The organism is Kitasatospora cineracea (assembly GCF_003751605.1).
GTDB lineage: Bacteria > Actinomycetota > Actinomycetes > Streptomycetales > Streptomycetaceae > Kitasatospora > Kitasatospora cineracea.
The window spans coordinates 3,689,891-3,712,334 of sequence record NZ_RJVJ01000001.1; the positions used below are offsets into that span (position 1 = coordinate 3,689,891).

Sequence of the window (22,444 nt, forward strand, 5' to 3'; positions counted from 1 at the left end):
TGACGGAATGTTAGCGCCGTGCGGGCGGTCCGGTTTCCGACCGAATGTCGGGAACCGCGGGGCCCGGGCGTTCGAGCCGGAGCAGGCCGGGGACGGCGGCCAGCGAGGTGGCGAGCAGGAACAGCCAGGGCCAGGACGGGCCGTGGGCGAACAGCAGGGTCAGCAGGCCGGGGCAGAGCGCCTGGCCGAGGTTCCAGGAGAGCTGGTTGACCGCCAGGTACCGGCCGCGCAGGGCCGGGTGGGCGAGCGCCACGCTCAACTCCTCGCGCCCGGGCGTGGCGACGGTCTCCGCCAGGTTGTACACCAGCATGGCCGCGACCAGCCCGGGCAGCACCAGCCGGCGCGGGCCGTCGCCGGGCAGCACGGCGAACAGCGCGAACGCCGCCGCGTTCAGCACCGCGCCGGCGGCGGCCGTCCGGGTCGCGCGGTGGCCCTCCAGCAGCCGGGAGACCGGGTTCTGGGTGAGCACCACCTGCACGCCGTTGAGCACCAGCAGCGCGCCGGCCAGCGGGGCACCCAGGTGCAGGGCGGCCGTCACGTGCACGGCCAGCAGCACGCTCAGCACCATCGAGGCCAGCACGAAGGACAGGTTCACCAGCACCATCAGCAGGTAGCGGCGGTCGGCCAGCACCGCCCGGTAGCCGCCGCGCTCGGGCACGGCCGCGGCTGGTACGGGCTGCGCGGGCACGGCCGCGGTTGGTGCGGGCTGCGCGGGCACTGGCGCGGGCCGCCAGCGGGCCAGCAGCAGCGCCGCCACCAGGTAGGACGCCGCGTTCAGGGCGACCAGCAGCCGCAGGCCGCCCGCCCCGCCGTCGCCGACCAGCAGCGCGCCGGCCGCGCCGCCCAGGCCGAGGCCGGCGTTGCGCAGCGTCTGCACCAGGGCGAACCAGCGGGTGCGCCCGCCGTCCGGGGCGGCCAGCACGACCAGGCCGGTGCTGGCGGTCCAGTACCCGGCCTGGCCGGCCTGGGCGAGCAGGCAGACCAGCACGATCAGCCAGCCGCGGTCGGCGAGCAGGAAGGCGGCGTGGGCGAGCGCGGAGAGCGCGTTGGCCCAGGCGGCGACCTTCCGGGCGCCGTAGCGGTCGATCAGCGGGCCGACGGCGGGCGCGGCGGGCAGGGCGAGCAGCCGGGCGGCGGAGACGGCCGCGCCGACGGTGGTGAGCGGGAGGTCGGTGGTGCGGGTGAAGAACACCAGGGTGAAGGCGAGCACCAGGCCGGTGCCGAGGCTGTCGATCAGGTGGGCGCCGATCAGCGGGCGGTGGCGGCCGGCCTCGGCGGGCAACCCGAGGCGGTCCCCGAGCGGGCGGTGCGGGCGGTGCGGACGCTGTGGGTGCTGTGGGTGCTGCGGGGCGGGGGGTGCGCTGGTCATGGTCCGAGGCTGCCTGCGATGATCGGGGCCGCCCACGGATTCGATCCTGCTCGAATCCCGCCGGCCGCGACGACGAGGGGGAGCGGTGCTGACCTGGGAGTTCTCCGCGCAGGACCTGGCCCGCACCAGGTTCGCGCGCTCGCCGCTGTGCGAGCTGACCACCAGCGTCGAGGTGCTCAAGGACCCGGGGCGGCGGGCCGTCCACCTGCCCTGGGTGCGCCGGGCCCGACGCGAACTCGTGGGCGTGCAGTGGGAGTTGCTCTCCCAGCTGGTGCGGCTGCCGACGGTCTACGTGCCGGACTTCCTCACCCCGGTGCCCGCCGACAGCAGCCCGGCACTGGCCGACCAGCTGGCCGAGCTGACCGCGCTCGACCCGGCCGCCGTGCGCCGCGACCTGGACCGGATCAGCGGCGAACTCCCGCTGCTGGTAGCCGAGTTGTACGCGGACCCGGCGGCCGGGACGCGCCGGCTGGTGGCCGAGGCGCGGGCCTACTGGCAGGCCGCGATCGCCCCGCACTGGGGACGGATCGAACGGCTCGCCGAGGGCGAGATCCTGCGTCGGGCCCGGCAGTTGGCGGCCTCCGGCCCGGCCGGGCTGTTCGCCGACCTGCACCCCTCGGTCGGCTGGGAGCGCGACCTGCTGCGGATCGGCCACCGGCACCTGGAGGAGCACCGGCGGCTGGACGGCGCGCGCGGACTCGTCCTGGTGCCCACCGTGTTCGCCTGGCCCGGGGTGTTCTCCCAGCTCAACCCGCCCTGGCAGCCCGGCCTGGTCTACCCGCCGCGCGGCGTCGCCACGCTCTGGGAGTCCGCCGCGCCCGCCCCCGACGGCCTGGCCCGGGTGCTCGGCCGGGCCAGGGCCAGGCTGCTCGCCGAACTCGACGCGCCCGCGAGCACCACCGAACTCGCCGCCCGCACCGGCCTGTCCGCGCCCACCGTCTCGCACCACCTGTCCGCGCTGCACGACGCGGGCCTCGCCGCCCGCCACCGCACCGGCCGCACCGTGCTCTACCTGCGCACGGCCGCGGCCGAACTGCTGTGCGGCGCGGGCGGGTCGGGCTGATCGGAGGCGGCGGCCGAAGGGGGCCGGGCGGCGACCGCACGCGCTCGGCGGCCTCAGCGGGTGAAGACGCCGTACGAGAAGCCCTCCGCGCGCAGCACCGAGTGCGTCAGCGACACGCCCCGCCCGTGCAGCAGGCGCCCCGGCAGGTCCCGTTCCACCGGCAGGCAGGCAGGCGTCCGGCGCGGGTTGACCACCACCAGGTAGCGCTCGCCCCGCAGGTACGCCAACGGGTAGCCGGTGTGCAGCAGTTCGACCGGCCCGTCCGGGCCCAGGCCGGGGTGCGCGCGGCGCAGCGCGATCAACTCCCGTACCCGGTGCAGCAGCGAGGACTCGTCGGCGCGCTGGGAGGCCACGTCGGGGCGGTCGGGGGAGGGGTCCAGCGGCAGGTAGAAGCGGTCGGCGGCGGCGGAGGAGAACCCGGCGTCCGCGGTCGCGTCCCACTGCATCGGCGTGCGCGAACCGGCCCGGTTGTAGCGCGGGCCCAGCACGCTGCCCTCGGTGTCCGGCAGGCCCGGTACGAAGCGCATGCCGATCTCGTCGCCGTAGTAGATCGTCGGGACGGTCGGCCAGGTCAGCTGGAAGGCGAACGCCGCCGCCAGCTGCTCGCGGGTGCGCGGGCCGCAGGCCAGCCGGGAGAAGTCGTGGTTGGTGGTGGGCAGGGAGGCGAAGCCCCGGCCGTCCATCGCCTTCGCGGCGCGCTCCCACTCGGCGAGGAACGGCCGCATCGAGCCGCGGCCCTCCGGGTCGAAGTAGCAGGGCTGCTCGGGCCACTCCTCGTGCACGGTGCCCGTGCCGTTGTCCCACAGCGAGCGCAGCGCGGCTCCCTCGGTGGGGCCGCCGAACTGGAGGAAGAAGTCGCCGTGGAAGCCCATCGGCACCGAGCGGGCCGGGTCGCCCCACTCGGCGAGGATCACGTTGTCGGGGTGCTCGGAGTCCATCCAGGCCCGGGTCTCCCGCCACAGCCTCCCGGTCTCCACGAACCCGGGGTCGTCCTTGACCAGCGAGGACGCCATGTCCACCCGGAAGCCGGAGACGCCCAGCGCGAACCAGTGCGCCATGATCTCGCGCAGCGCCGCCCGGTTGGCCCGCGGGCCCTCGGCGTCCACCGGCTGCCGCCACGGCTCGGCCGGGTCGGTGCGGGCGTGGCCGAAGTTCAGCGCGGGCTGGAAGTCGAAGAAGTTCGGCTTGTACCAGCCCGGGCGGCTGCCCGGCGAGGCCACGTACCCGGGCGCCGGGCGGTCCGCCCACACGTAGCGGTGGTCGTCCGGGTCGGCGGCCGAGCGGACGAACCACGGGTGCCGGTCCGAGGTGTGGCCCGCGACCAGGTCCAGCAGCACCCGGATGCCGCCGCGGCGGGCCTCCTCGGTGAACTTCGCCAGGTCCTCCGGCGTCCCGTAGCGGGGCGCGGTGGTCAGGAAGTCCGCCACGTCGTAGCCCGCGTCGCCGAACGGGGAGGCGAAGCACGGGTTCAGCCACACCGCGTCCACCCCCAGCCAGCGCAGGTACTCCAGCCGCTCCGTCAGCCCCGCGAAGTCGCCGACGCCGTCCCCGTTCCCGTCCGCGAAACTCTGCGGGTAGATCTGGTACAGCACCGCACCCCGCGCCCACTCCGTACCCACCACTGCCCCTCTCGTCCCGAACCGTCAACCGTCCCGCACCGCACACCGGTGTTCCCCCAAGCCATGCCCCGCCCCGCCCCCGGGGAACCAACCGGCCCGGTGCCCGGGTGCCCGGTGCGTGGGCGTCCGGTGCGTGGACGTCCGGGGCGGGGTGGCATCATCGCCGGGTCACGGAGTTCGGGCGCAGGCGGGAGTGGTGGCGGTGGGTCGGTGGTGGTCGCGCGGGAAGCGTCGCGAACAGCGGGAACGCGAGCAGCAGGAGGTGGTGGAGGCGCGGCTGGTGGAAGGGGCGTCCTGCCGGCCGCCGGACGGCGAACTGGTCGAGATGCTGGCCGCCGCCGAGGCCGGGGACGACATCGCGATGAGCAACCTGGGGGCGGTGTTCCACTCGAACGGCGAGCCGGCCGCCGCGCTGCACTGGTGGGAACGCTCCTGGGCGGCCGGGAACACCATGGCCGGGTACAACCTGGGCATGTACCACTCGGCCGCCGGCGATCCCCATCGGGCCCAGGTGATCTGGGAGCAGGTCGCCGCCCTCGGTGACGCCGACGCCATGCTGGGCCTGGTCAAGCAGGGCCTGGAACGCGGCGACACGGCCACGGTGGACCGCTGGGCGCCCGGCATCCTCGCCCAGGACGAGGCGTTCCCGGTCACCGCCCTCGGCGTCGCTTTCCGCGATGACGGCGACCTCGACCGGGCCGTGCACGCCTTCCGCCGCGCCGAGGAACTGGGCGACGCCTACGCCATGGAGTACCGGGCCCGCCTGCTCACCGCCCAGGGCCGCACCGCCGAGGCCGAGGCCCTGCTGGCGAAGGCCGCGACCGCGCAGCGGATGCTCTGACCCTCCCGGGCCGGGGTGTCCGCACCGCTCGCTAGGGTGCCGCCAGGTGGTCGGCCGTTCGTGGTCGTCCGGTCGGCGTGTTGGAGGGGCGAGTGCGGCGCTGGGAGCTGGTGGAGGGCGGTTCGGCGGGGTTCCGGGAGGCCGGAGGGCCCGCATCTTCGGCCGGGTTCCCGGACGAGGACGCGTTCGTGCTGCCCGAGGCGTGGCGCGAGCACGTGCTGCCGCGCCGCCGGGGCGGGGTGCCGGTGTCGCTGCCCGAGTGGTGGCCGGTGGTGGACGCGGCGGCGGTGGCCGAGGCGGAGGACCTCCACATGACCCGGCCGCACCGGGCGATCGAGCAGGTGCTGACCGCCCCGGGGTCCGACCCCGGGGTGGTGGCCGCCGTCCGGGCGTACCGGGCCGGGACGCCGGACCCGGTGGGGCTGGCGGTGGTCACCGCGATGGTCCGGGACTGGCACGATCCCGACTGGGCCGAGCGGTCGTTCGCGGGCTGGACGGTGCGCTTCGGCCTGGGCCTCGCGGTGCGGGCCGCCCTGGTCTCCCTGGAGGTGGACACCTCCCACCTGCAGGCGCCCCACGGGCAGCGGGCCAGGGTGACCGTCCGCGACCTGGACTCCCCGTACGCTCCCGACCCGGGCTTCGACCTCCGGGTGCTGGCGGCCGCCCGCCGGGCGCTGGCCGCCGCGCCGGAGCCCGAGCACGCCGCCGTGGTGGCGGAGTTGGCGGAGCTGCGGGACACGCCGGTGCGCCGGGCGGCCACCTCGTTCCTGCTGCCGGAGCGGACGGAGTGGGTGGACGAGTGCCTGGCCGAGCTGTCGGGGCACACGGCCGCGGTGACCCGCCTGCTGCGCGCGCTGCTGCTGCCCGCGCTCGGCAGCGCCGGGCAGGCGCGGCGGTGGGACGCGGCGACGCGCGGGGTGTGGCTTTACTGGACGCCCCAGTTGGTGGCCACTCTCGCCGACGGGGTGGGGCCGGCCGCGGTGCCGCTGGTGGCGGAGGTGCTGGGGCACTACGGGAGCGAGGGCGACCGGGTGCGCGAGTACGCCGAGTACGTGGCGGAGTTCCCGACCGACGCGGCGATGGGCGAGTTGGTCGATCGGATCGCCTCGCGGGCCGTCCGGCCGGTACTGCTGGAGACGGTACGGCGCTTCCCGGTGCGGGCGGTGCGGGTCCTGTCGGCGGCGGCGCGGCGCGGTGGCCCCGCCCCCGCCGCGGCGGCGGTCCGGCACCTGCTCAACGGGCACGTGGCGGTGCTGCGTTCGCGGCTGCCGGAAATCCTGCCAACCCTGGACGAGGAGAGCGCGGCGTACGTGCGGGGCCTGGAGGGGCGCGGGATCCGCTGCCCGAGGCGGCGCCGGAGCGGCTGCCCGCGCTGCTGGTCGACCCGCCGTGGACGCGTCGGCGGGCCGTCCGCAAGCCGCGGGTGCTGGCCGTCCAGGCGGTCGGCCAGGAGGTCCAACTGCTCTGGGAGGAGGGTGAGTCGGCGGCGTTCGCGGCCACCCTCTACCGCTCCTGGGACTACTCGGCGAACATCGGCTGGGCGGAGAAGGTGCGCAACTCCGAGGAGAACGGCTGGACCAGCCAGTGCTGCCGGCTGCTGGCCATCGCCCCGGCGGAGCTGATGGCGCCGTACCTGGAGTCCTGGGACCCGCGCGAACTGGCCTCCTGCGGCGAGCAGTTGGCGCCGGTACTGGCCAGGTTCGGCCCGGCCGCGCTGCGGCTGGTGCTCGGTGCGGCAGTGGCCCGGCCGGCCCAGGTCGCGCCGGTGCTGCTGCCGGTGCGCGGCGCGGTCGCGGCGGGAGTGATGGCGGACGCCCTGCTGCGGCTCAAGTCCGTTCGTCAGGTGGCGCGTTCGTGGTTCGCCCGGCACGGGGTGGCGGGTGCGCTGCTGCTGGTGCCGGCGGCGGTCGGCAAGGCCGGCCGCGAGCGGACCGCGGCGGAGCACGCGCTGCGGCTGGTGGCCGCCCAGCAGGGGGCCCAGGCGCTGACGGCGGAGGTGGCGCAGCGGTACGGCGAGCCGGCCGCGGCGGTGGTCGCGGACGCGCTGGAATCCGACCCGCTGGAGACCGCGCTGCCCGCGAAGCTGCCCGAGCTCCCCTCCTGGCTGCGGACGGAGGTGCTGCCGCAGGTCCAACTGGCCGACGGGAGCGGCGCCCTGCCCCAGCGGGCGGTGCGCCACCTGCTGACCGTGCTGCAACTGGGGAAGCTGCGCGACCCGTACCCGGGCCTGGCGCTGGTCGCCCCGGCGCTGCGGGCCGACACGGTACGGGCGTTCTGCTGGGCGCTGCTGGAGGAGTGGCGACAGGTCGGGATGCCGGGGGCGGACAGTTGGACGCTGTACGCGCTCGGCGAGTTCGGCGACGACGACACCGCCCGGCAACTGGCCCCGCTGCTGTCCGAATGGCCCGGTCAGAACGCCCACCAGCGGGCGGTGGAGGGCCTGGACGTGCTGGCCGCGATCGGCACCGACGTCGCGTTGATGCAACTCCAGGGCATCGCCCAGCGGGTGAAGTTCAAGGCGCTCAAGGCCCGTGCCCGGGAGAAGATCGCCGAGATCGCCGAGTCGCTCGACCTGACGGCCGAACAGCTCGGCGACCGCCTGGTGCCGGACCTCGGCCTGGACCCGGACGGCAGCACCGTCATCGACTACGGCGCCCGGACGTTCACCGTCGGCTTCGACCAAGAGCTGCGCCCGTACGTGCTGGACGCCGACGGCAAGCGGCGCAAGGACCTGCCCGCGCCCGGCGCCCGCGACGACCAGGAGCTCGCCCCCGCCGAACGCAAGCGCTTCGCCGCGCTGAAGAAGGAGGCCCGCACCCTGTTCGCCGACCAGAGCGCCCGGCTGGAGGCCGCGATGGTCGCTGAACGGACGTGGAGCGCCGGCGAGTTCACCGACCTGATGGTCGCCCACCCGCTGCTCGGCCGGCTGGTGCGCCGCCTGCTCTGGACGACCGGTACCACCGCCTTCCGGGTCGCCGAGGACCGCAGCCTCACCGACGTCCGCGACGAGCCGTTCGCCCTTCCCGCCGACGCCACCGTCCGGCTCGCCCACCCGCTGCACCTGGCGCCCGCCGAACTCGCCGTCTGGTCCGAGCTGTTCGCGGACTACGAGATCCTCCAGCCCTTCCGCCAACTCGGCCGCCCAACACCCGAGTTGACCGAGGAGGAGGCCGCTGGCCACCGGCTGCGCCGGTTCGAGGAGCACACCGTCCCGACGAGCCGGATACTCGCGATGACCAAGCGCGGCTGGCGGCGCGGCGAACCGCAGGACGCGGGACTGGAATGGTGGTTCCACAAGCCGCTCCCGAACGGCCGCCACCTGGTGGTCGAGATCCAGCCGGGCATCTACACCGGCCTCCCCAACGAGTACGACGAGCAGACCATCGAGGCGGTCTGGCTGGACGGCACGCTGGAGCGCTACTGGCCGAACGGCCGCGAGTACCGCGAGCGCCTCGGCGGCCTGGACCCGGTCGCCGCCTCCGAGATCCTCGGCGAACTGGAGGAGTTGACCGCCGACTGACCGTCGGCCTGCCGCCTGCCGCCTGCCGCCTGCCGGACGCCGGGTTCCGGCACGGGTGGTGACAACGGGTCAGGGATTCCGTCCGAGGAGTGAGAAAGGGGCAGCGCGACAGGGCACCCGGTCGCTAAGGTTCCCGCCATGACCCTGCTGGTGAGCCGCCGCCATGTCGACCACGGCCGCGCCACCACGACGGGTTGTCGCCGCGTCGGCTGACGCGGCCCGCACCCTCCCCTCCCGTCGAGGGCCGCTCACGCACTGCGCCGAGCGGCCCCGCGCCTGCCCCGTCCCCGGTACCGGGTGCCGTTCGGCGTCCCTTCCTTCCGCTCCCGGCGGAAGGGCCGCGACTCCCCGAACAGGACCCCGCCATGCGCCCACGTCTGCTGCTGCCCGCCCTCGCCCTGGCCGCCGCGCTCGCCGCCACCGCCTTCGGGCCGCTGCCCCCGCAGAACCCGGCGACCGCCCCGAACGGCAACGCCGGCATGCACGGCGACTCCGCGTCCAGCGACACCACCCCGTACGCCGGGCCCGGCACCGGCGCCGTCGACTGGAGCCGCACCGCGCTCGCCTCGGCCTGCCCCACCGTCACGGTCGGACAGGACGGCTACCCGGTCGCGCTGTGCACCACGATCTTCGGCCGGACCCCGACCGTGCACCTGCTAGACCCCGCGAACGGCGACGACCTGGCCTCGCTGGAGCTCCCCAAGGGCGCCCTGTTCGGCGGCGTGTACGCCTACCTGGACCAGAACGACGCCCTGGTCGCCGTCGACGGCAACGACGACCTGCTCCGGATCGGGCACCACCGCACCGGCAGCGGCTGGCAGTTGACGGTCGACCGGCGCACCCCGCTGGCCGGTGCGGTACCGTCCGGCGACAACATCGTCGGCCTCAGCCCCGGCTGGGACGGCAAGGTCTGGTTCGCCACCGACCACGGCGTGATCGGCACCGCCGACACCGCCACCGGCACGGTCCGCACCCTGGCCACCGGCGAGGGCGTCGCCAACAGCATCTCCACCGTCCCCGGCCACACCGCCGTCGCCACCGACCACGCCCTGTACCTGCTCGGCCAGGCCGCCGACGGCACCCCCGTCGTGCAGTGGCGCGCCCCGTACGACCGCGGCCCCGGCCGCAAGCCCGGCCAGCTCAGCTGGGGCACCGGCGCCACGCCCAGCTTCTTCGGGCCCGGCGACGGCACCGAGTACGTCACCCTCACCGACAACGCCGCCCCGCACGAGAACCTGCTGGTCTACAAGGTCGACGCCGGGCCGGTACCGGTCTGCACCACGCCCGCGCTCACCAAGTGGGCGGCCAGCGGCACCGAGGACGCGGTGATCGCCTCCGGCCGCAGCGTGTTCGTCACCAACACCTACGGCTACCCGTACCCGGCGCTGCCCGACGGCGCGCCCGCCGGCGTCCCCGCCTCGGCCTCCTACCAGGGCGGCATGGCCCGGATCGACCTGAACGCGAGCGGCACCGGCTGCGCCACCGTCTGGGAGAGCGACGTCAAGTCGGCCGCGCTGCCCCGGCTCTCGCTCGGGGACGGCCTGATCTACACTGCCACCGTCAGCGGCCCCACCGACCCGGTCGGCGCCCAGACCTTCGCCACCTACGCGCACGCGGTGATCGACCCGGCCACCGGCGCCAAGGTCGCCGGGAGCACCTTCGGCATCGGCCTGCTGTACGACCCGCTGCAGATGACCGGCACCACCGCCCCCGACGGCACCCTCTACCAGGGCACCGAGACCGGGGTGCTGCGGATCACCCGGAAGTAGCGGCCGCACGGCAGAACGGGCCCCGGGGTCGGGCCGGACCGGTTCCGGCGATCCCCGGGGCCCTTCGCGTGCCCGTCCGGAATTTCCCCCACGGCCGGGAAACCCGCCCTACCCGCCGGGAATCCGGGATTCCTAGATTCCTCCTCGAACCAACCGGCCAACCGGCTCACCGGCTCACCGGCCGGCCGACCGGCCGACCGGCCCTGGACGAAACCGAGTTCACGAGGGGGAAAGTGTGGCTGACCTAGAGGTGGGCGTACTGGCGATCGGCGCCGGCCCGGCGAACCTGGCCCTCGCCGCCGCGATCGAGGAGAGCGGCTCCGCCGAACTGGCCCGGAACACCCTGCTGTTGGAGCAGGCCCCGGACATCAAGTGGCAGCGCGACCTGCTGATGCCCTGGGCCCGCAGCCAGGTGTCCTTCCTGAAGGACCTGGTGACGCTGCGCGACCCGCGCAGCCGCTTCTCGTTCCTCAACTTCCTGCACCAGCACGACCGGCTGGACCAGTTCATCAACCTGGGCACCTTCCACCCGCACCGCTGGGAGTTCTCCGACTACCTCCAGTGGGTGGCCCGCTCGCTGGAGCAGGTGCGGATCCGCTACGACGCCAAGGCCACCGCCACCGAGCCGCGCCACGACGTCGACGGCAAGCTGATCGGCTGGCAGGTCACCCTCGCCGACGGCGACACCATCCGCTGCCGCGACCTGGTGGTCGGCGCCGGCCGCGACATGCACATCCCGCCGGTCTTCGCCGACCTGCCCGCCGAGAAGCTCATCCACAGCGCCCGCTTCCGCAGCCGGATCAACGCCGTCGACAAGGACGCCCCGCTGCGCACCGTGGTCGTCGGCGGCGCGCAGAGCGCCGCCGAGATGTTCATGGCGCTGTACGAGAACCTGCCGAACTCCACCGTCACCATGCTGGTCCGCTCGATCGGCCTGCAGAACTACCAGACCAGCAAGTTCGTCAACGAGCTGTTCTACCCGTCCTTCGTCGACGAGTTCTTCGACGCCCCCGCCGACACCCGCGCCCAGCTCCTCGACGAGATGCGGTTCACCAACTACGCCGCGCTCGCCCCGCCGTTCCTGGACGAGCTGTACATGCTGCTGTACCGGGAGAAGATGATCGGCACCGGCCGGGCCGAGGTCCGGGCGATGACCGAGGTCGCCGCCGCCCGCGAGGAGGACGGCGAGGTGGTCCTCGACCTGCGCGACCGGCGCACCGGCAAGGTCACCGAACTCCGCTGCGACCTGGTCCTGCTCGGCACCGGCTACGACAGCCGGATGCCGTCCCTGGTAAGGGAGTTGACCGGCAAGACCGGGCTGTCCGAGGTCTCCGTCAGCCGCGACTACCGGGTCGACCTCGGCACCGGCACCGACGCCGCGCTCTACCTCCAGGGCGTCAACGAGGCCACCCACGGCATCGCGGACTCGCTGATCAGCGTGCTCGCCCACCGGGCCCGCGACATCACCGGCGACCTGCTGGAGCGCCACGGCCTCACCCCGGCCGGTGCCCGCTGATGGCCGCGCTGCTGGTGATCGCCCCCGGCCCCACCGCCAACGGGGACCTGCACCTGGGCCACCTGGCCGGCCCGTTCCTGTCCGCCGACGTGTGCGCCCGCTACGCCCGCGCCACCGGCCGCGACAGCCTGTTCGGCACCGGCGTCCACTTCACCCAGAACTACATCGTCACCACCGCCCGCCGGCTCGGCGAGGCCCCCGAGGACCTGCGGCTGCGCGCCGCCGAACAGGTCGAGGCCACCCTGGCCGCGGCCGGCATCGTCCCCGACGGCTTCGTCCGGTTCGACGAGCGCTACCTCAAGACCGTCCGCACCTTCTTCGAACGGCTGCACGGCGAAGGCCACCTGAGACTGCGCAAGGTGCGCTTCCCGTACCTGCCGGACACCGGCGAGTACCTCACCGACGCCTACGTCCGCGGCGGCTGCCCGGTCTGCCTGGCCGAGGGCTGCGCCGGACTGTGCGAGAACTGCGGCCACTGGATCGCCTCCGGCGACCTGCTCGACCCGCGCTCCACCCGGCACCCCGAACTCCCGGTCGAACTCCGGGAGAAGGAGGTCCTGGTGCTGCCGCTGGAGGAGCACCGCACCGCGCTCGCCAGCCACTTCGCCCGGCTCGCCCCCACCATGCGGCCCCGGCTCGCCCAGCTGGTCGAGGAGCTGATGGCCCGCCGGCTGCCCGACTACCCGATCACCCTGCCGATCGACTGGGGCATCCCCGCCCCGTTCGCCGAGACCCCCGGCCAGGTGCTGTACTCCGACACCGAGACCGTCGCCTGGAGCCTGCACGCCATCGCGCTGGCCGCCGAGTCCCGCGGCGAGGTGCCCGGCGACGAGGAACGGCACTGGGCACTGGAGGCCGGGCCCGAAGTGGCCTACTTCTTCGGCTCCGACGCCAGCTTCGCCTTCGCCCTGGCCGGCACCGCCATGCTGCTCGCCCTCGGCGGCCTCGCGCTGCCCGCGCACTTCGTCACCAACGAGTTCTACGAACTCGACAGCGACAAGTTCTCCACCAGCCGCGGCCACGTCGTCACCGGCCGCCAGCTCACCGCCGAGGTCCCGCGCGACCTCGCCCGCTACTACCTGGCCGCCACCGGCCCCGACTTCCAGCGCACCAACTTCACCCGCGCCGCCATGGACCGGGTCTGCGGCCAGCGCCTGGTCGAACCGTGGAACCGGGTCGCCGCCAAGGCCGAGGCGTACCTCGACCGCGGCCCGCTGCCGGTCAGCGCCCGCTCCCGGCACGCCGCCGCCCTGATCGCCGAACGCTTCGCGGCCGCCCTGCGCCCGCGCCGCTTCAGCCTCAGCGCCGCCGCCTTCACCCTCACCGAACAACTCGGCCGGCTCGACCGCTGGGAGGTCACCGACACCGACGCCGGCGACTTCTGGCACGAACTCGACCTGTTCCTGCGCTGCGCCGCCCCGCTGCTGGTCGACCTCGGCGCCGAGGGCCTGCCCGACCCCGCCATCCCCGCCGAACCCACCGCCACCACCGTCCGGCCCCGCGCCCTGCCCCGGCTGGCGACCGGCGTGCGCGGCAGTGCGCGCGGCGGCGGACGGTGAGCACCGCCGCGCACGTGGTGGTGGTCGGCGCGGGCGTCACCGGCCTGCTCACCGCCGTCGCCTGCGCCCGGGCCGGGCACCGGGTCACCGTGCTGGAACGCGGCCCGCTGCCCAACCCCGACGCCACCTCGCACGACCAGCACCGCGCCCTGCGCACCCTGCTGCCCGGCGACCCCGACGGCACCGCCCGCCGGCTCGCCGCGCACCGCCACTGGGAAGACCTGGAAACCCTGTTCGGCACCCCGCTGCACCGCCGGGTCGGCACGCTCACCGCCCACCCCGCGGAACGGGTCGACGACCTGCTCGCCGAGGCCGACGGGGCCGGCGTCCCGGTCGACCTGCCGGCGCCGGACGCACTCCCGCCGCTCGGCCTGCCGCCCGGCACCGTCGGAGTGCGCGAGCGCACCGGCGGCGTGCTGCTCGCCGACCGGGTGCTGCGGGCCGCCGCCCGCTGGCTGACCGCCCGGCCCGGGGTGGCGCTGCGCCCGCACAGCACCGTCCGCTCGGTGTTCACCGGCTCCGGCCGGATCGTGCTGGACACCGGCGAGGTGCTCCGCGGCGACCTCGCCCTGCTGGCCGGCGGCCCGTGGACCCGCCGGCTGGCCGACAGCCCGGTCACGCTGTACCGGCAGACCATGCTCTACCTGGGACGCCCGGACGGCGCCGTGGTCGGCGGCACCGGATCCGGCGGCAGCGGCAGCGGCCCCGGCGACAGCGGCAGCAGCCCCGGCGGCGACCGCTGGGACGACGCCCCCGCCGCGGGCGGCCTCGGCCGGGCGGGCCGCGGCTGGGTGCTGCCGCCCGGCGCCGGCACCCTGCTCAAGCTCAGCTCCGACACGGTGTGCCGCCCCGTCGCGGACACCGACAGCCGCGGCGAGGACCAGCAGCCGTACCTGGACCGGCTCGCCGCCGAGGGCGTCCTGCCCGACCTGGAGCGCTACCCCGTGGCCGGCGTCCGGGTCTGCCACTACACCGCGGACACCGCCACCGGCGGCCCGCTGCTCACCCGGGTCTCCCCGGGCCTGTGGACCCGCGCCGCGTGCGGCGGCAGCGGGTTCTCCACCGCTCCGCTGGTCGCGGAACGCATCGCCGAGGCAGTGAAGGAGGAGGCGTGACCGACGACGACAAGCCACCGATCGGCGTCCTCGACACGCTCAGAGCCACCCCGACCACCGTCCGCTACCTGCTCGGCGGCGTCCTGGTCAACCAGCTCGGCGCGTTCGTCCAGACCTTCCTGGTGCTGTACCTGACGCACCGGGGGATGTCCGGCGGCACCGCGGGCCTGGCGCTCGCCGCGTACAGCCTGGGCACCGTGTTCGGCACCGTGCTCGGCGGGGAGATCACCCACCGGCTCGGGGCGCGCACCACCATCGTCGCGGCGATGGCCGGCTCCGCGCCGCTGGTCGCGGTGCTGCCGCTGCTGGCCCGGCCCGGGCGGGTCCCGGTGCTGCTGGCGGCGATCGCGCTGGCCGGCCTGTTCGCCCAGGCGTACCGGCCCGCCGCCTCGGTGCTGCTCAGCGACCTGATGCCGGAGCGCTACCAGGTGATGGCGTTCTCCATGATGCGGATCGCCCTGAACACCGGCGCCGCGCTCGCCCCGCTGATCGCCGCCGGGGTGATCCTGCTCGACTGGGACCTGCTGTTCTGGCTGGACGGCGCCACCACCCTGGTCTACGCGCTGCTCGCCCACCGGCTGCTGCCCCGGCACGCGGCGCCCGAGCAGGCGTCCGAACCGGCGGCCGCCCCCCGGACGAGGGCCGAGCGCCGCTCCGGCGGCCGGGCCGCGTACGGGCGGATGCTCCGGGACCGGGCCTACCTCGCCTACCTGGCGGCGGTGGTGCTCGGGACGGTCGCCTACGTGCAGTCCTCGATCTCGCTGCCACTGGAGATCGTCCACGACGGCTACCCGACCTGGCTGTACAGCGCGGTGCTGACCGCCTCCTCGCTGGTGCTGATCACCTGCGAGCTGAAGATCACCGCGTACATCACCCGGATCCCCACCCACCTGGCGGTCGGCGTCGGCCACCTGGTCAACTCGGTCGGGCTGGCCGCCTACGGGCTGGCCGTGCACTCCGGGGCGTTCGTGCTGTTCGGCGCGGTGCTCGCGGTCAGCGGCCTGATGATCGCCGGGCCCAGCATGTTCGCCCACCCGGCCACCTTCCCGGCCGGGTCGAAGGCCCGCTACCTGGCCACCATGCAGGCCGCGGCCGGCCTGGCCTCGGCGGTCGGACCGCTGTTCGGCGTCTGGGCCTGGACGCACCTGCACGCCGGGTTCTGGGTGCTGATGGCCCTGGTCAACGGCCTGGCCGGGGTGCTCGCCCTGCTCGGCACCAAGCACCGGGCGGACCGGGCGGACCGGGCGGACACCGCCCGGCCGGACACCGCCCCGGAACCCGTGGGGGAGACCGCGTGAACGCGCCCGACCGGCCGCGACCGGTGCTGATCGTCGGCTACGTGGCCTTCGCGGTGCCCGCCGTCGCCGCCTTCCAGGGCCCCGACTCGGTGGTGTACGTCGAGGAACCGGACGTCGCCCGCAAGCGGCACCTCGCCGAGGCCGTCCAACGCATCGACTACGCCCGCGAGTTGATCGAGTGGGAGTACCACCTGCCGGGCCGGGCGGACGCCTTCTTCGCCGCCCACCCCGGGCTCGACCCGGTCGCGGTGATCCCGGCCGTCGAGTACGCGGTGCCGTTCGCGGCCCGGCTGGCGGAACGCTACGGGCTGCCCGGCGCCGGCCTCGGCGCCGCCCAACTGCTGCGTGACAAACACCAGTTGCGGGTGGTCGCGGCCGCCGCCGGGATCGCCAACCCGGCCAGCGAACCGGTCGCCGACGCCGCCGCCCTGGCCGGCTTCCTGGCCCGGCACCCCGGCCCGGCGGTGCTCAAGCCCGCCAACCGGCAGGCGTCGGTCGGCACCCTGGTGGTCCACGGCCCCGAGGAGGCCGAGGCGGCCTGGGCGTTCGGACAGGCCCAGGACGAGGGCGCGTTCGTACCGGACCGGCCGATCGCCCCCGTCATGCTGGCCGAACAGTACGTCCGGGGGCCGGAGTTCAGCGTCGAGATGCTGGTCGGAGGCGGCCGCCCGCTGTTCGCCAACACCACCGGCAAGCTGCTCTACCCCGGCCGGTACCCGATCGAGGCCGGACACACCGTCCCGGCCGAACTCCCGTTCGAGACACGCGAGTTGCTGGCCGCCGAGACCGAACGGCTGGCCGCCGCGGTCGGCTTCGGCACCGGCGTGCTGCACTGCGAGTGGATCCTCGCCGACGGCGTCCCGGTGCTGGTCGAGTGCGCCGGACGGCTGCCCGGCGACTCGATCACCGACCTGATCGAGGCCGCCTACCCCGTCGAACTGACCCGCGCCTACTTCGCGCTGATGCGCGGCGAGGACCCCGGCCCGCTGCCCGCCAAGGCCGAACGCGCCACCGCCGCCGCCTTCCTGGCCCCCGACCGGCCCGGCACCGTCACCGCCGTGCACGGCCTGGACGCGGCCGCCGCCGCCGCGGGCGTGCAGCTCGCCGCGGTCGGCATCGCCCCCGGCCACCGCGCCGCCGGCCTGCGCAGCTCCTGGGACCGGGTCGGCATCGTCACCACCCTCGCCGACACCCCCGCCGAGGCCCGCCGACTGGCCGACGAGGCCGCCGCACTGGTCCGGTTCGACATCGACTCCCGAGTGGAGGAGGAATCATGACGGAACATCAGGAAACGACACCGGACACCCTGCTGGTGATCGGCAGCGGACTCAAGGAGTACCGCGAGTACCTGGTCGGCCCGATGAGCCGCCGGGCCCGCGCCGCCGGCCTGGAACTGCTGCTGGTCAACAACCTGCGGCCGACCTGGCAGCGCGAGTACTTCGACGAGATCGTGGTCGCCGACGTCTTCGACACCGCCACCATGAACGCCACCGTCCGGGAGATCGCCGCCCGCAGGCACGTCGTCGGCCTGCTCTGCTGGGACGAGCCGCTGGTGCTGGACGCCGGCCTGCTGGCTGCCGAACTCGGCGTCCCCGGCCTGTCCGAGCGCGGCGTGCGCGGCGTGCGCGACAAGGAGCGCACCCGCACCGTGCTCACCGCCGCCGGCCTGCGCCAGCCCGGTTTCGCGCTCACCACGAGCCCGGCCGAGGCCCGGGCCGCCGCCGCCCGGATCGGCTACCCGGTGGTGCTCAAGCCGCGCGCCATGGGCGCCAGCATCGGCGTGGTGTTCGCCGCCGACGAGCACCAGCTCGACGAGGCGTTCCGCACCGCGCTGTCCGCCAGCGAGGTCGACCCCGGGCCGTACCGGGCCAGCGTGATCGTCGAGGAGTACGCGGGCGGCCCGGAGATCAGCGTGGACGGCGCCGTCCACAAGGGCGAGTACCTGCCGCTGTTCCTGGCCCGCAAGTACAGCAGCGACGAGCCGTACTTCGAGGAGGTCGGCCACATCGTCGACGCCGCCGACCCGCTGCTCGCCGACCCCGCGCTGCTGGCCCACCTGGCCGACGCGCACCGGGCGCTCGGCGTCGAGGACGGCATCACCCACACCGAGCTGCGGCTCACCCCGCGCGGCCCGCTGATCGTCGAGGTCAACGGCCGGCTCGGCGGCGACCTGATTCCGCTGCTGGGCCGGATCGCCACCGGCATCGAGCCCGGCGAGGTGCTGTTCGACGTCGCCGTGGGCCGCCGTCCGGAGACCGCGCCGAGCCGCACCGCGGTGGCCGGCATCCGCTTCGGCTGCCCCGAACAGGACTGCCGCCTGGAGGAGTTGACCCTCCCCGAGCCCGGCGACGCACCCGGCCTGCGGCACGCCGCGCCGATGGCCCCGCCCGGCACCGTGCTGCGGCTGCCCCCCGGCGGCTACCTGGCCCGGCACTCCTTCGTGGTCTGCGAGGCCGACAGCCTCCCCGCCTGCGAACAGCGCCTGGCCGACGCCGCCGCCCTGGTCGAGGCGCGGGTCTCCGCGGTCGGCCCGGCCGACCCGCAGGCCCCGTTCGCCATGCCCGCCGGGCTGCTGGACGTGGACCGGTGAGCGCCGCCGCGGCCCTGGACGCCGCCGAGATCCTGCGCCGGGCCCGGGAGTTGGCGCCGGTGCTGCGGGAGAAGGCCGCGGAGATCGAGGCCCACCGGACGCTGCCCGCCGAGGTGGTCGAACTGCTGCGCGCCACCGGCGTGTTCCGGATGTGCTTCGCCCGCTCCTGGGGCGGCCCCGAACTCACCTCGCTGGAACAGCTGGAGGTGGTGGAGGCGCTCGCGTACGGCGACGCCTCGGCCGCCTGGTGCGCCGTGATCGGCGCCAACAGCGGCCTGCTGGCCAACTTCCTGCACCAGTCCGTGGTCAAGGACGTCTACCCCGACCTGGACCTGATCACCGCGGGCGTGCTCGCCCCCGCCGGCCGGGCCGAGCGCGTCCCCGGCGGCTTCCGGCTCAGCGGCCGCTGGTCGTTCGGCTCCGGCATCGCGCACAGCGACTGGGTCACCTCCGGCGCCTTCCTGTTCCAGGACGGCGAGCCCTGGGCCGAGCCCGGCAGCCCGCACGCGCACGACTCCCGGCAGTTCCTGGTGCCCCGCTCCGCCGTCGAACTGGTCCCGAACTGGGACACCACCGGCCTGCGCGGGACCGGCAGTTGCGACTACACGATGGACGGCGTGTTCGTCCCCGAGGAGCACACCTTCACCTTCTGGGAGGTCCGCGGCGCCCCGAGCCCGCTCGCCCAGCCGGACTCCTTCATGCGCGCCCTGTGCGGCGTCCCGCTCGGAGTGGCCCGGGCCGCCCTCGACCACGTCCGCGAGGTCGCCACCGCCCGCTACGACCGGATGGCCGGTCGCGGCTGGGCCGACAGCTGGCGGGTGCAGACCGAACTCGCCCGCTGCGAGGCCGAGTTCAACGCCGCCCGGGAGGGCGCCCGGGCCGCCGCCCGGCGGCAGTGGGAGGTGCTGGCGGCCGGCGGCACCCTGGACGACCTCACCCCGGACGAGCGGGCCGCCTCCCCGCTCGCCTGGCTGCACGCCTTCCGGGCCTCCCGGGCCGTCGTCGTCCGGCTCTACGACCTGCTGCAGACCTGGTCGATCAACCGCTCCTCGCCGATGGACCGCTGGCTGCGCGACACCGCCGTGATGTGCCAGAACCTCACCGCCCAGGACGCGGTGCTGGAGTCGGTCGGCGCCTACCTGCTCGGCCGGCCGCCGCTGTTCCGGATCAGCCTCGGCCTCTCCACCTGAACGACGACCGCCCACCGCAGAAGGAGAAACGACCCGATGACATCGGAAATCCTGCGCCGCGCCCAGGAGTTGGCGCCGACGCTGCGGGAGAAGGCCCCGGCGATCGAGGCCAACCGCACGCTGCCCGCCGAGGTGGTCGAACTGCTGCGCACCACCGGCGTGTTCGGCATGTGCTACGGCCCCGAGTGGGGCGGCCCCGGCCTCACCTCGATGCAGCAGACCGAGGTGGTGGAGGCACTCGCGTACGGCGACGCCTCGGCCGCCTGGTGCGCCGTGATCGGCGCCAACACCGGCATCTACGCCAACTTCCTGGACCAGACCGTCGCCAAGGAGGTCTTCCCCCGCCTCGACCTGGTGGTGGCCGGCCTGCTCCAGCCCTCGGGCCGGGCCGAGCGCGTCCCCGGCGGCTTCCGGCTCAGCGGCCGCTGGTCGTTCGGCTCCGGCATCAAGCACGCCGACTGGGTGACCTCCGGCGCCTTCCTGTTCCAGGACGGCGAGCCCTGGGCCGAGCCCGGCAGCAAGCACCGGCACGACTCCCGGCAGTTCCTGGTCCGCCGCGAACAGGTCGAGGTGATCGACAACTGGGACACCACCGGCCTGTGCGGCAGCGGCAGTTGCGACTACACGATGACCGACGTGTTCGTCCCCGAGGAGCACACCTACACCTTCGCCACCCCGCAGGGCCGCCCCGGCCCGCTCGCCCAGCCGGACTCCTTCACCCGGGCGATGTGCGGCGTCCCGCTCGGCGTGGCCCGCGCCGCCCTCGACCACGCCCGCGAGGTCGCCACCACCCGCTACGACCGTATGGCCGGCCGCAGCTGGGCCGACAGCTGGCGGGTGCAGACCGAACTCGCCCGGCTGGAAGCCGAGTTCAACGCCGTCCGGGCGGGCGTGTACGGCTCGATGCACCGCCAGTGGGAGGTGCTGGCGGCCGGCGGCACCCTGGACGACCTCACCCCCACCGAGCGGGCCGCCTCCCCGCTGTCCTGGCTGCACGCCTTCCGCAGCTCCCGGGACATCGTGGCCCGGCTCTACGACCTGCTGCAGACCTGGTCGATCAACCGCTCCTCGCCGATGGACCGCTGGCTGCGCGACACCACCGTCCTCGCCCAGCACCTGGTCGCCCAGGACCGCATCCTGCAGTCCGCCGGCGCCTACCTGCTGGGCGCCGAGCCCGAGTTCGGCATCAGCCTCGGCCTGGTCTGACCCCGCGAACCCCAACCCACGAGGGAGGCAACCCCGATGAGCAGACTCGTCCTGCTGGTCAACCCGAACAAGGTGCATCCGCCGATCGCCCCCTACGCCCTCGACGTGCTCACCACCGCACTGGAGGACGACGGCTTCGAGGTGGAGGTGCTCGACCTGACCTTCCGCCGCGACGACTGGAAGACCTGCCTGCACGAGTACTTCGCCGAACGCTCCCCGATGCTGGTCGGGGTGACCGTCCGCAACACCGACACCGTGTACGCCTTCGAGCAGCGCCCGTTCGTCGGCGAGCACCGGGAGATCATCACCGAGATCCGCCGGCTCACCGACGCGCCCGTGGTCGGCGGCGGAATCGGCTTCTCCACCATGCCGTTCGCGCTGGTCGAGTACTTCGGCATCGACTACGGGGTGAAGGGCCCCGGCGAGAAGATCCTCTGCGAACTGGCCGCCGCCGTCGCCGGGGGCCGCGACACCGCCGGCATCCCCGGCCTGATCCGCAACACCGCCCGCGGCGCCGTCCGGGTCCCGCCCGCGGTGCTCACCGTCCGCCACGGGCAGACTCAACTCGCCGAGGCCACAGGCCAGTTCGAGCCCCGGGTGTGGCAGGTCGACCGGCTCTCGGTGTACCGGCGGCGCTCCGGCGTCCCGCGCCGGGTCGACAACCTGGAGTACTACCGGCGCGGCGGCCTCGGCTCCATCCTGACCAAGAACGGCTGCGCCTACCGCTGCTCGCACTGCGTCGAGCCCGACGCCAAGGGCACCCGCTACGGGCAGCGCGAACTCGCCTCCGTGGTCGACGAGATGGAGTCGCTGGCCGCGCAGGGCATCCTGGACCAGCACACCACCGACAGCGAGTTCAACCTCTCGATCGCGCACGCCAAGAACCTGCTGCGGGAGATCGTCCGCCGTCGGCACGCCGATCCGGACAACCCGCTGAACGGGTTGCGGCTGTGGGTCTACTGCCAGCCCAGCCCGTTCGACGAGGAGTTCGCCGACCTGCTGGCCGCGGCGGGCTGCCGGGGCGTCAACGTCGGCAGCGACCACATCCGCCCCGAGGTGCTCAGCGGCTGGAAGGTCACCGAGAAGGGCGGCACCTACTACACCTTCGCCGACACCGAGCGGCTGGTCCGGCTGTGCCGTGAACGCGGCATCCTCACCATGGTCGAGGCGCTGTTCGGCATGCCGGGGGAGACCCCCGCGACGGTCCGCGCCTGCGTGGACGCCTTCATGGCGCTGGACGCCACCGTCACCGGCTTCTCGCTCGGCCTGCGGCTGTTCCCGTACACCCCGATGGGCATCGACATCGCCGAACGCTGCGCGGGCGTGCGCACCGTCCCCGGCCTGCAGTCCAACACCGCCGACGGCCCGATCGTGCTCAAGCCGCTGCGGATGTGCGCCTCCCCGGCCGAGTACGAGCGGCAGTTCATGTTCGACGAGCACGGCAACTTCCGGCTGGTCTGCTACTTCTCGCCCGACCTGCTGCCCGACCCGGCCCGCGCCGCCGACCCCGCCGAACGCTGGCACGGCGCGGTCGCCGACCTGTGGGCGCTGATCGACCCGGCCGACCACCACCGGGTCATGCTGCCCACCGTCGAGGGCATGAGCGAGCACGACAACAACTACGCCGACAACCCCTTCCTCACCAGCCTCGGCGGCCTCGGCTACACCGGCGCGTTCTGGTCGCACTGGCGCGGCCGCGAGGAGATCATGCGCAAGGCCCGGGAAGCCGCCGCCCAACCCTCACATCTGCCAACTCCTGCGTGACATTGTGCACTTGAGGCGCCGAATT

16 protein-coding genes are annotated in these 22,444 nt (G+C 74.6%); 14 read left to right on the forward strand and 2 right to left on the reverse strand.

The window, feature by feature from the left end; genetic code table 11:
- Positions 1-10 precede the first annotated feature (10 nt).
- The gene (locus tag EDD39_RS16805) at positions 11-1,369 is read right to left on the reverse strand and encodes an MFS transporter (RefSeq protein ID WP_148089462.1); all 1,359 of its coding nucleotides are present in this window, start codon (positions 1,367-1,369) and stop codon (positions 11-13) included.
- Positions 1,370-1,454: 85 nt separating this feature from the next.
- On the opposite strand from EDD39_RS16805, the gene EDD39_RS16810 reads away from it, so the two are divergent.
- Entirely contained in the window at positions 1,455-2,432 is a 978-nt protein-coding gene (locus EDD39_RS16810; RefSeq protein ID WP_123556938.1) for an ArsR/SmtB family transcription factor, read from the forward strand.
- Between the two features lie 53 nt (positions 2,433-2,485).
- Here EDD39_RS16810 and EDD39_RS16815 read toward each other — a convergent pair whose 3' ends face one another.
- Positions 2,486-4,054, reverse strand: coding sequence for an alpha-amylase family glycosyl hydrolase (locus EDD39_RS16815; RefSeq protein ID WP_123556940.1), 1,569 nt, complete (start codon positions 4,052-4,054; stop codon positions 2,486-2,488).
- Between the two features lie 193 nt (positions 4,055-4,247).
- Here EDD39_RS16815 and EDD39_RS16820 point away from each other — a divergent pair, with 193 nt between their 5' ends.
- The 13 genes from EDD39_RS16820 (at position 4,248) to tsrT (ending at position 22,419) form a co-directional block, all read left to right on the forward strand.
- Positions 4,248-4,892, forward strand: a complete 645-nt coding sequence (locus EDD39_RS16820; RefSeq protein WP_148089463.1) for a tetratricopeptide repeat protein — start codon at positions 4,248-4,250, stop codon at positions 4,890-4,892.
- A gap of 92 nt (positions 4,893-4,984) precedes the next feature.
- Positions 4,985-6,514 carry a hypothetical protein gene (locus EDD39_RS40970; RefSeq protein WP_123556944.1) on the forward strand — a complete coding sequence of 510 codons (1,530 nt, stop codon included), beginning with the start codon at positions 4,985-4,987 and terminating at the stop codon, positions 6,512-6,514.
- 857 nt (positions 6,515-7,371) lie between these two features.
- Positions 7,372-8,412, forward strand: a complete 1,041-nt coding sequence (locus EDD39_RS40975; protein ID WP_244257224.1) for a DUF4132 domain-containing protein — start codon at positions 7,372-7,374, stop codon at positions 8,410-8,412.
- Positions 8,413-8,777: 365 nt separating this feature from the next.
- Complete coding sequence (locus EDD39_RS16835; protein ID WP_123556948.1) at positions 8,778-10,181, forward strand: hypothetical protein; 1,404 nt, start codon at positions 8,778-8,780, stop codon at positions 10,179-10,181.
- 235 nt (positions 10,182-10,416) lie between these two features.
- Positions 10,417-11,697 (forward strand): SidA/IucD/PvdA family monooxygenase, encoded by a 1,281-nt coding sequence (locus tag EDD39_RS16840; RefSeq protein WP_123556950.1) that lies wholly within the window; start codon positions 10,417-10,419, stop codon positions 11,695-11,697.
- On the forward strand, positions 11,697-13,256 hold the full coding sequence (locus EDD39_RS16845) for a class I tRNA ligase family protein (RefSeq protein WP_123556953.1): 1,560 nt from the start codon (positions 11,697-11,699) through the stop codon (positions 13,254-13,256). Before EDD39_RS16840 ends, EDD39_RS16845 begins: the two co-directional genes overlap by 1 nt.
- On the forward strand, positions 13,253-14,371 hold the full coding sequence (locus EDD39_RS16850) for an NAD(P)/FAD-dependent oxidoreductase (protein ID WP_123556955.1): 1,119 nt from the start codon (positions 13,253-13,255) through the stop codon (positions 14,369-14,371). The genes EDD39_RS16845 and EDD39_RS16850 overlap by 4 nt, the downstream gene beginning before the upstream one ends.
- A complete protein-coding gene (locus EDD39_RS16855; RefSeq protein ID WP_123556957.1) occupies positions 14,368-15,669 on the forward strand; it encodes an MFS transporter in 1,302 nt (433 codons plus the stop codon). Before EDD39_RS16850 ends, EDD39_RS16855 begins: the two co-directional genes overlap by 4 nt.
- Entirely contained in the window at positions 15,666-16,946 is a 1,281-nt protein-coding gene (locus EDD39_RS16860) for an ATP-grasp domain-containing protein (RefSeq protein WP_123556959.1), read from the forward strand. Before EDD39_RS16855 ends, EDD39_RS16860 begins: the two co-directional genes overlap by 4 nt.
- Positions 16,943-18,259: an ATP-grasp domain-containing protein gene (locus EDD39_RS16865; RefSeq protein WP_123556961.1), complete on the forward strand. Its 1,317-nt coding sequence runs from the start codon at positions 16,943-16,945 to the stop codon at positions 18,257-18,259. The genes EDD39_RS16860 and EDD39_RS16865 overlap by 4 nt, the downstream gene beginning before the upstream one ends.
- On the forward strand, positions 18,256-19,449 hold the full coding sequence (locus EDD39_RS16870) for an acyl-CoA dehydrogenase family protein (protein ID WP_123556963.1): 1,194 nt from the start codon (positions 18,256-18,258) through the stop codon (positions 19,447-19,449). Before EDD39_RS16865 ends, EDD39_RS16870 begins: the two co-directional genes overlap by 4 nt.
- A gap of 36 nt (positions 19,450-19,485) precedes the next feature.
- On the forward strand, positions 19,486-20,655 hold the full coding sequence (locus EDD39_RS16875; RefSeq protein WP_123556965.1) for an acyl-CoA dehydrogenase family protein: 1,170 nt from the start codon (positions 19,486-19,488) through the stop codon (positions 20,653-20,655).
- A 36-nt stretch (positions 20,656-20,691) separates the two neighbouring features.
- Positions 20,692-22,419: a tryptophan 2-C-methyltransferase gene (gene tsrT / locus EDD39_RS16880; RefSeq protein WP_123556968.1), complete on the forward strand. Its 1,728-nt coding sequence runs from the start codon at positions 20,692-20,694 to the stop codon at positions 22,417-22,419.
- Positions 22,420-22,444: the final 25 nt, after the last annotated feature.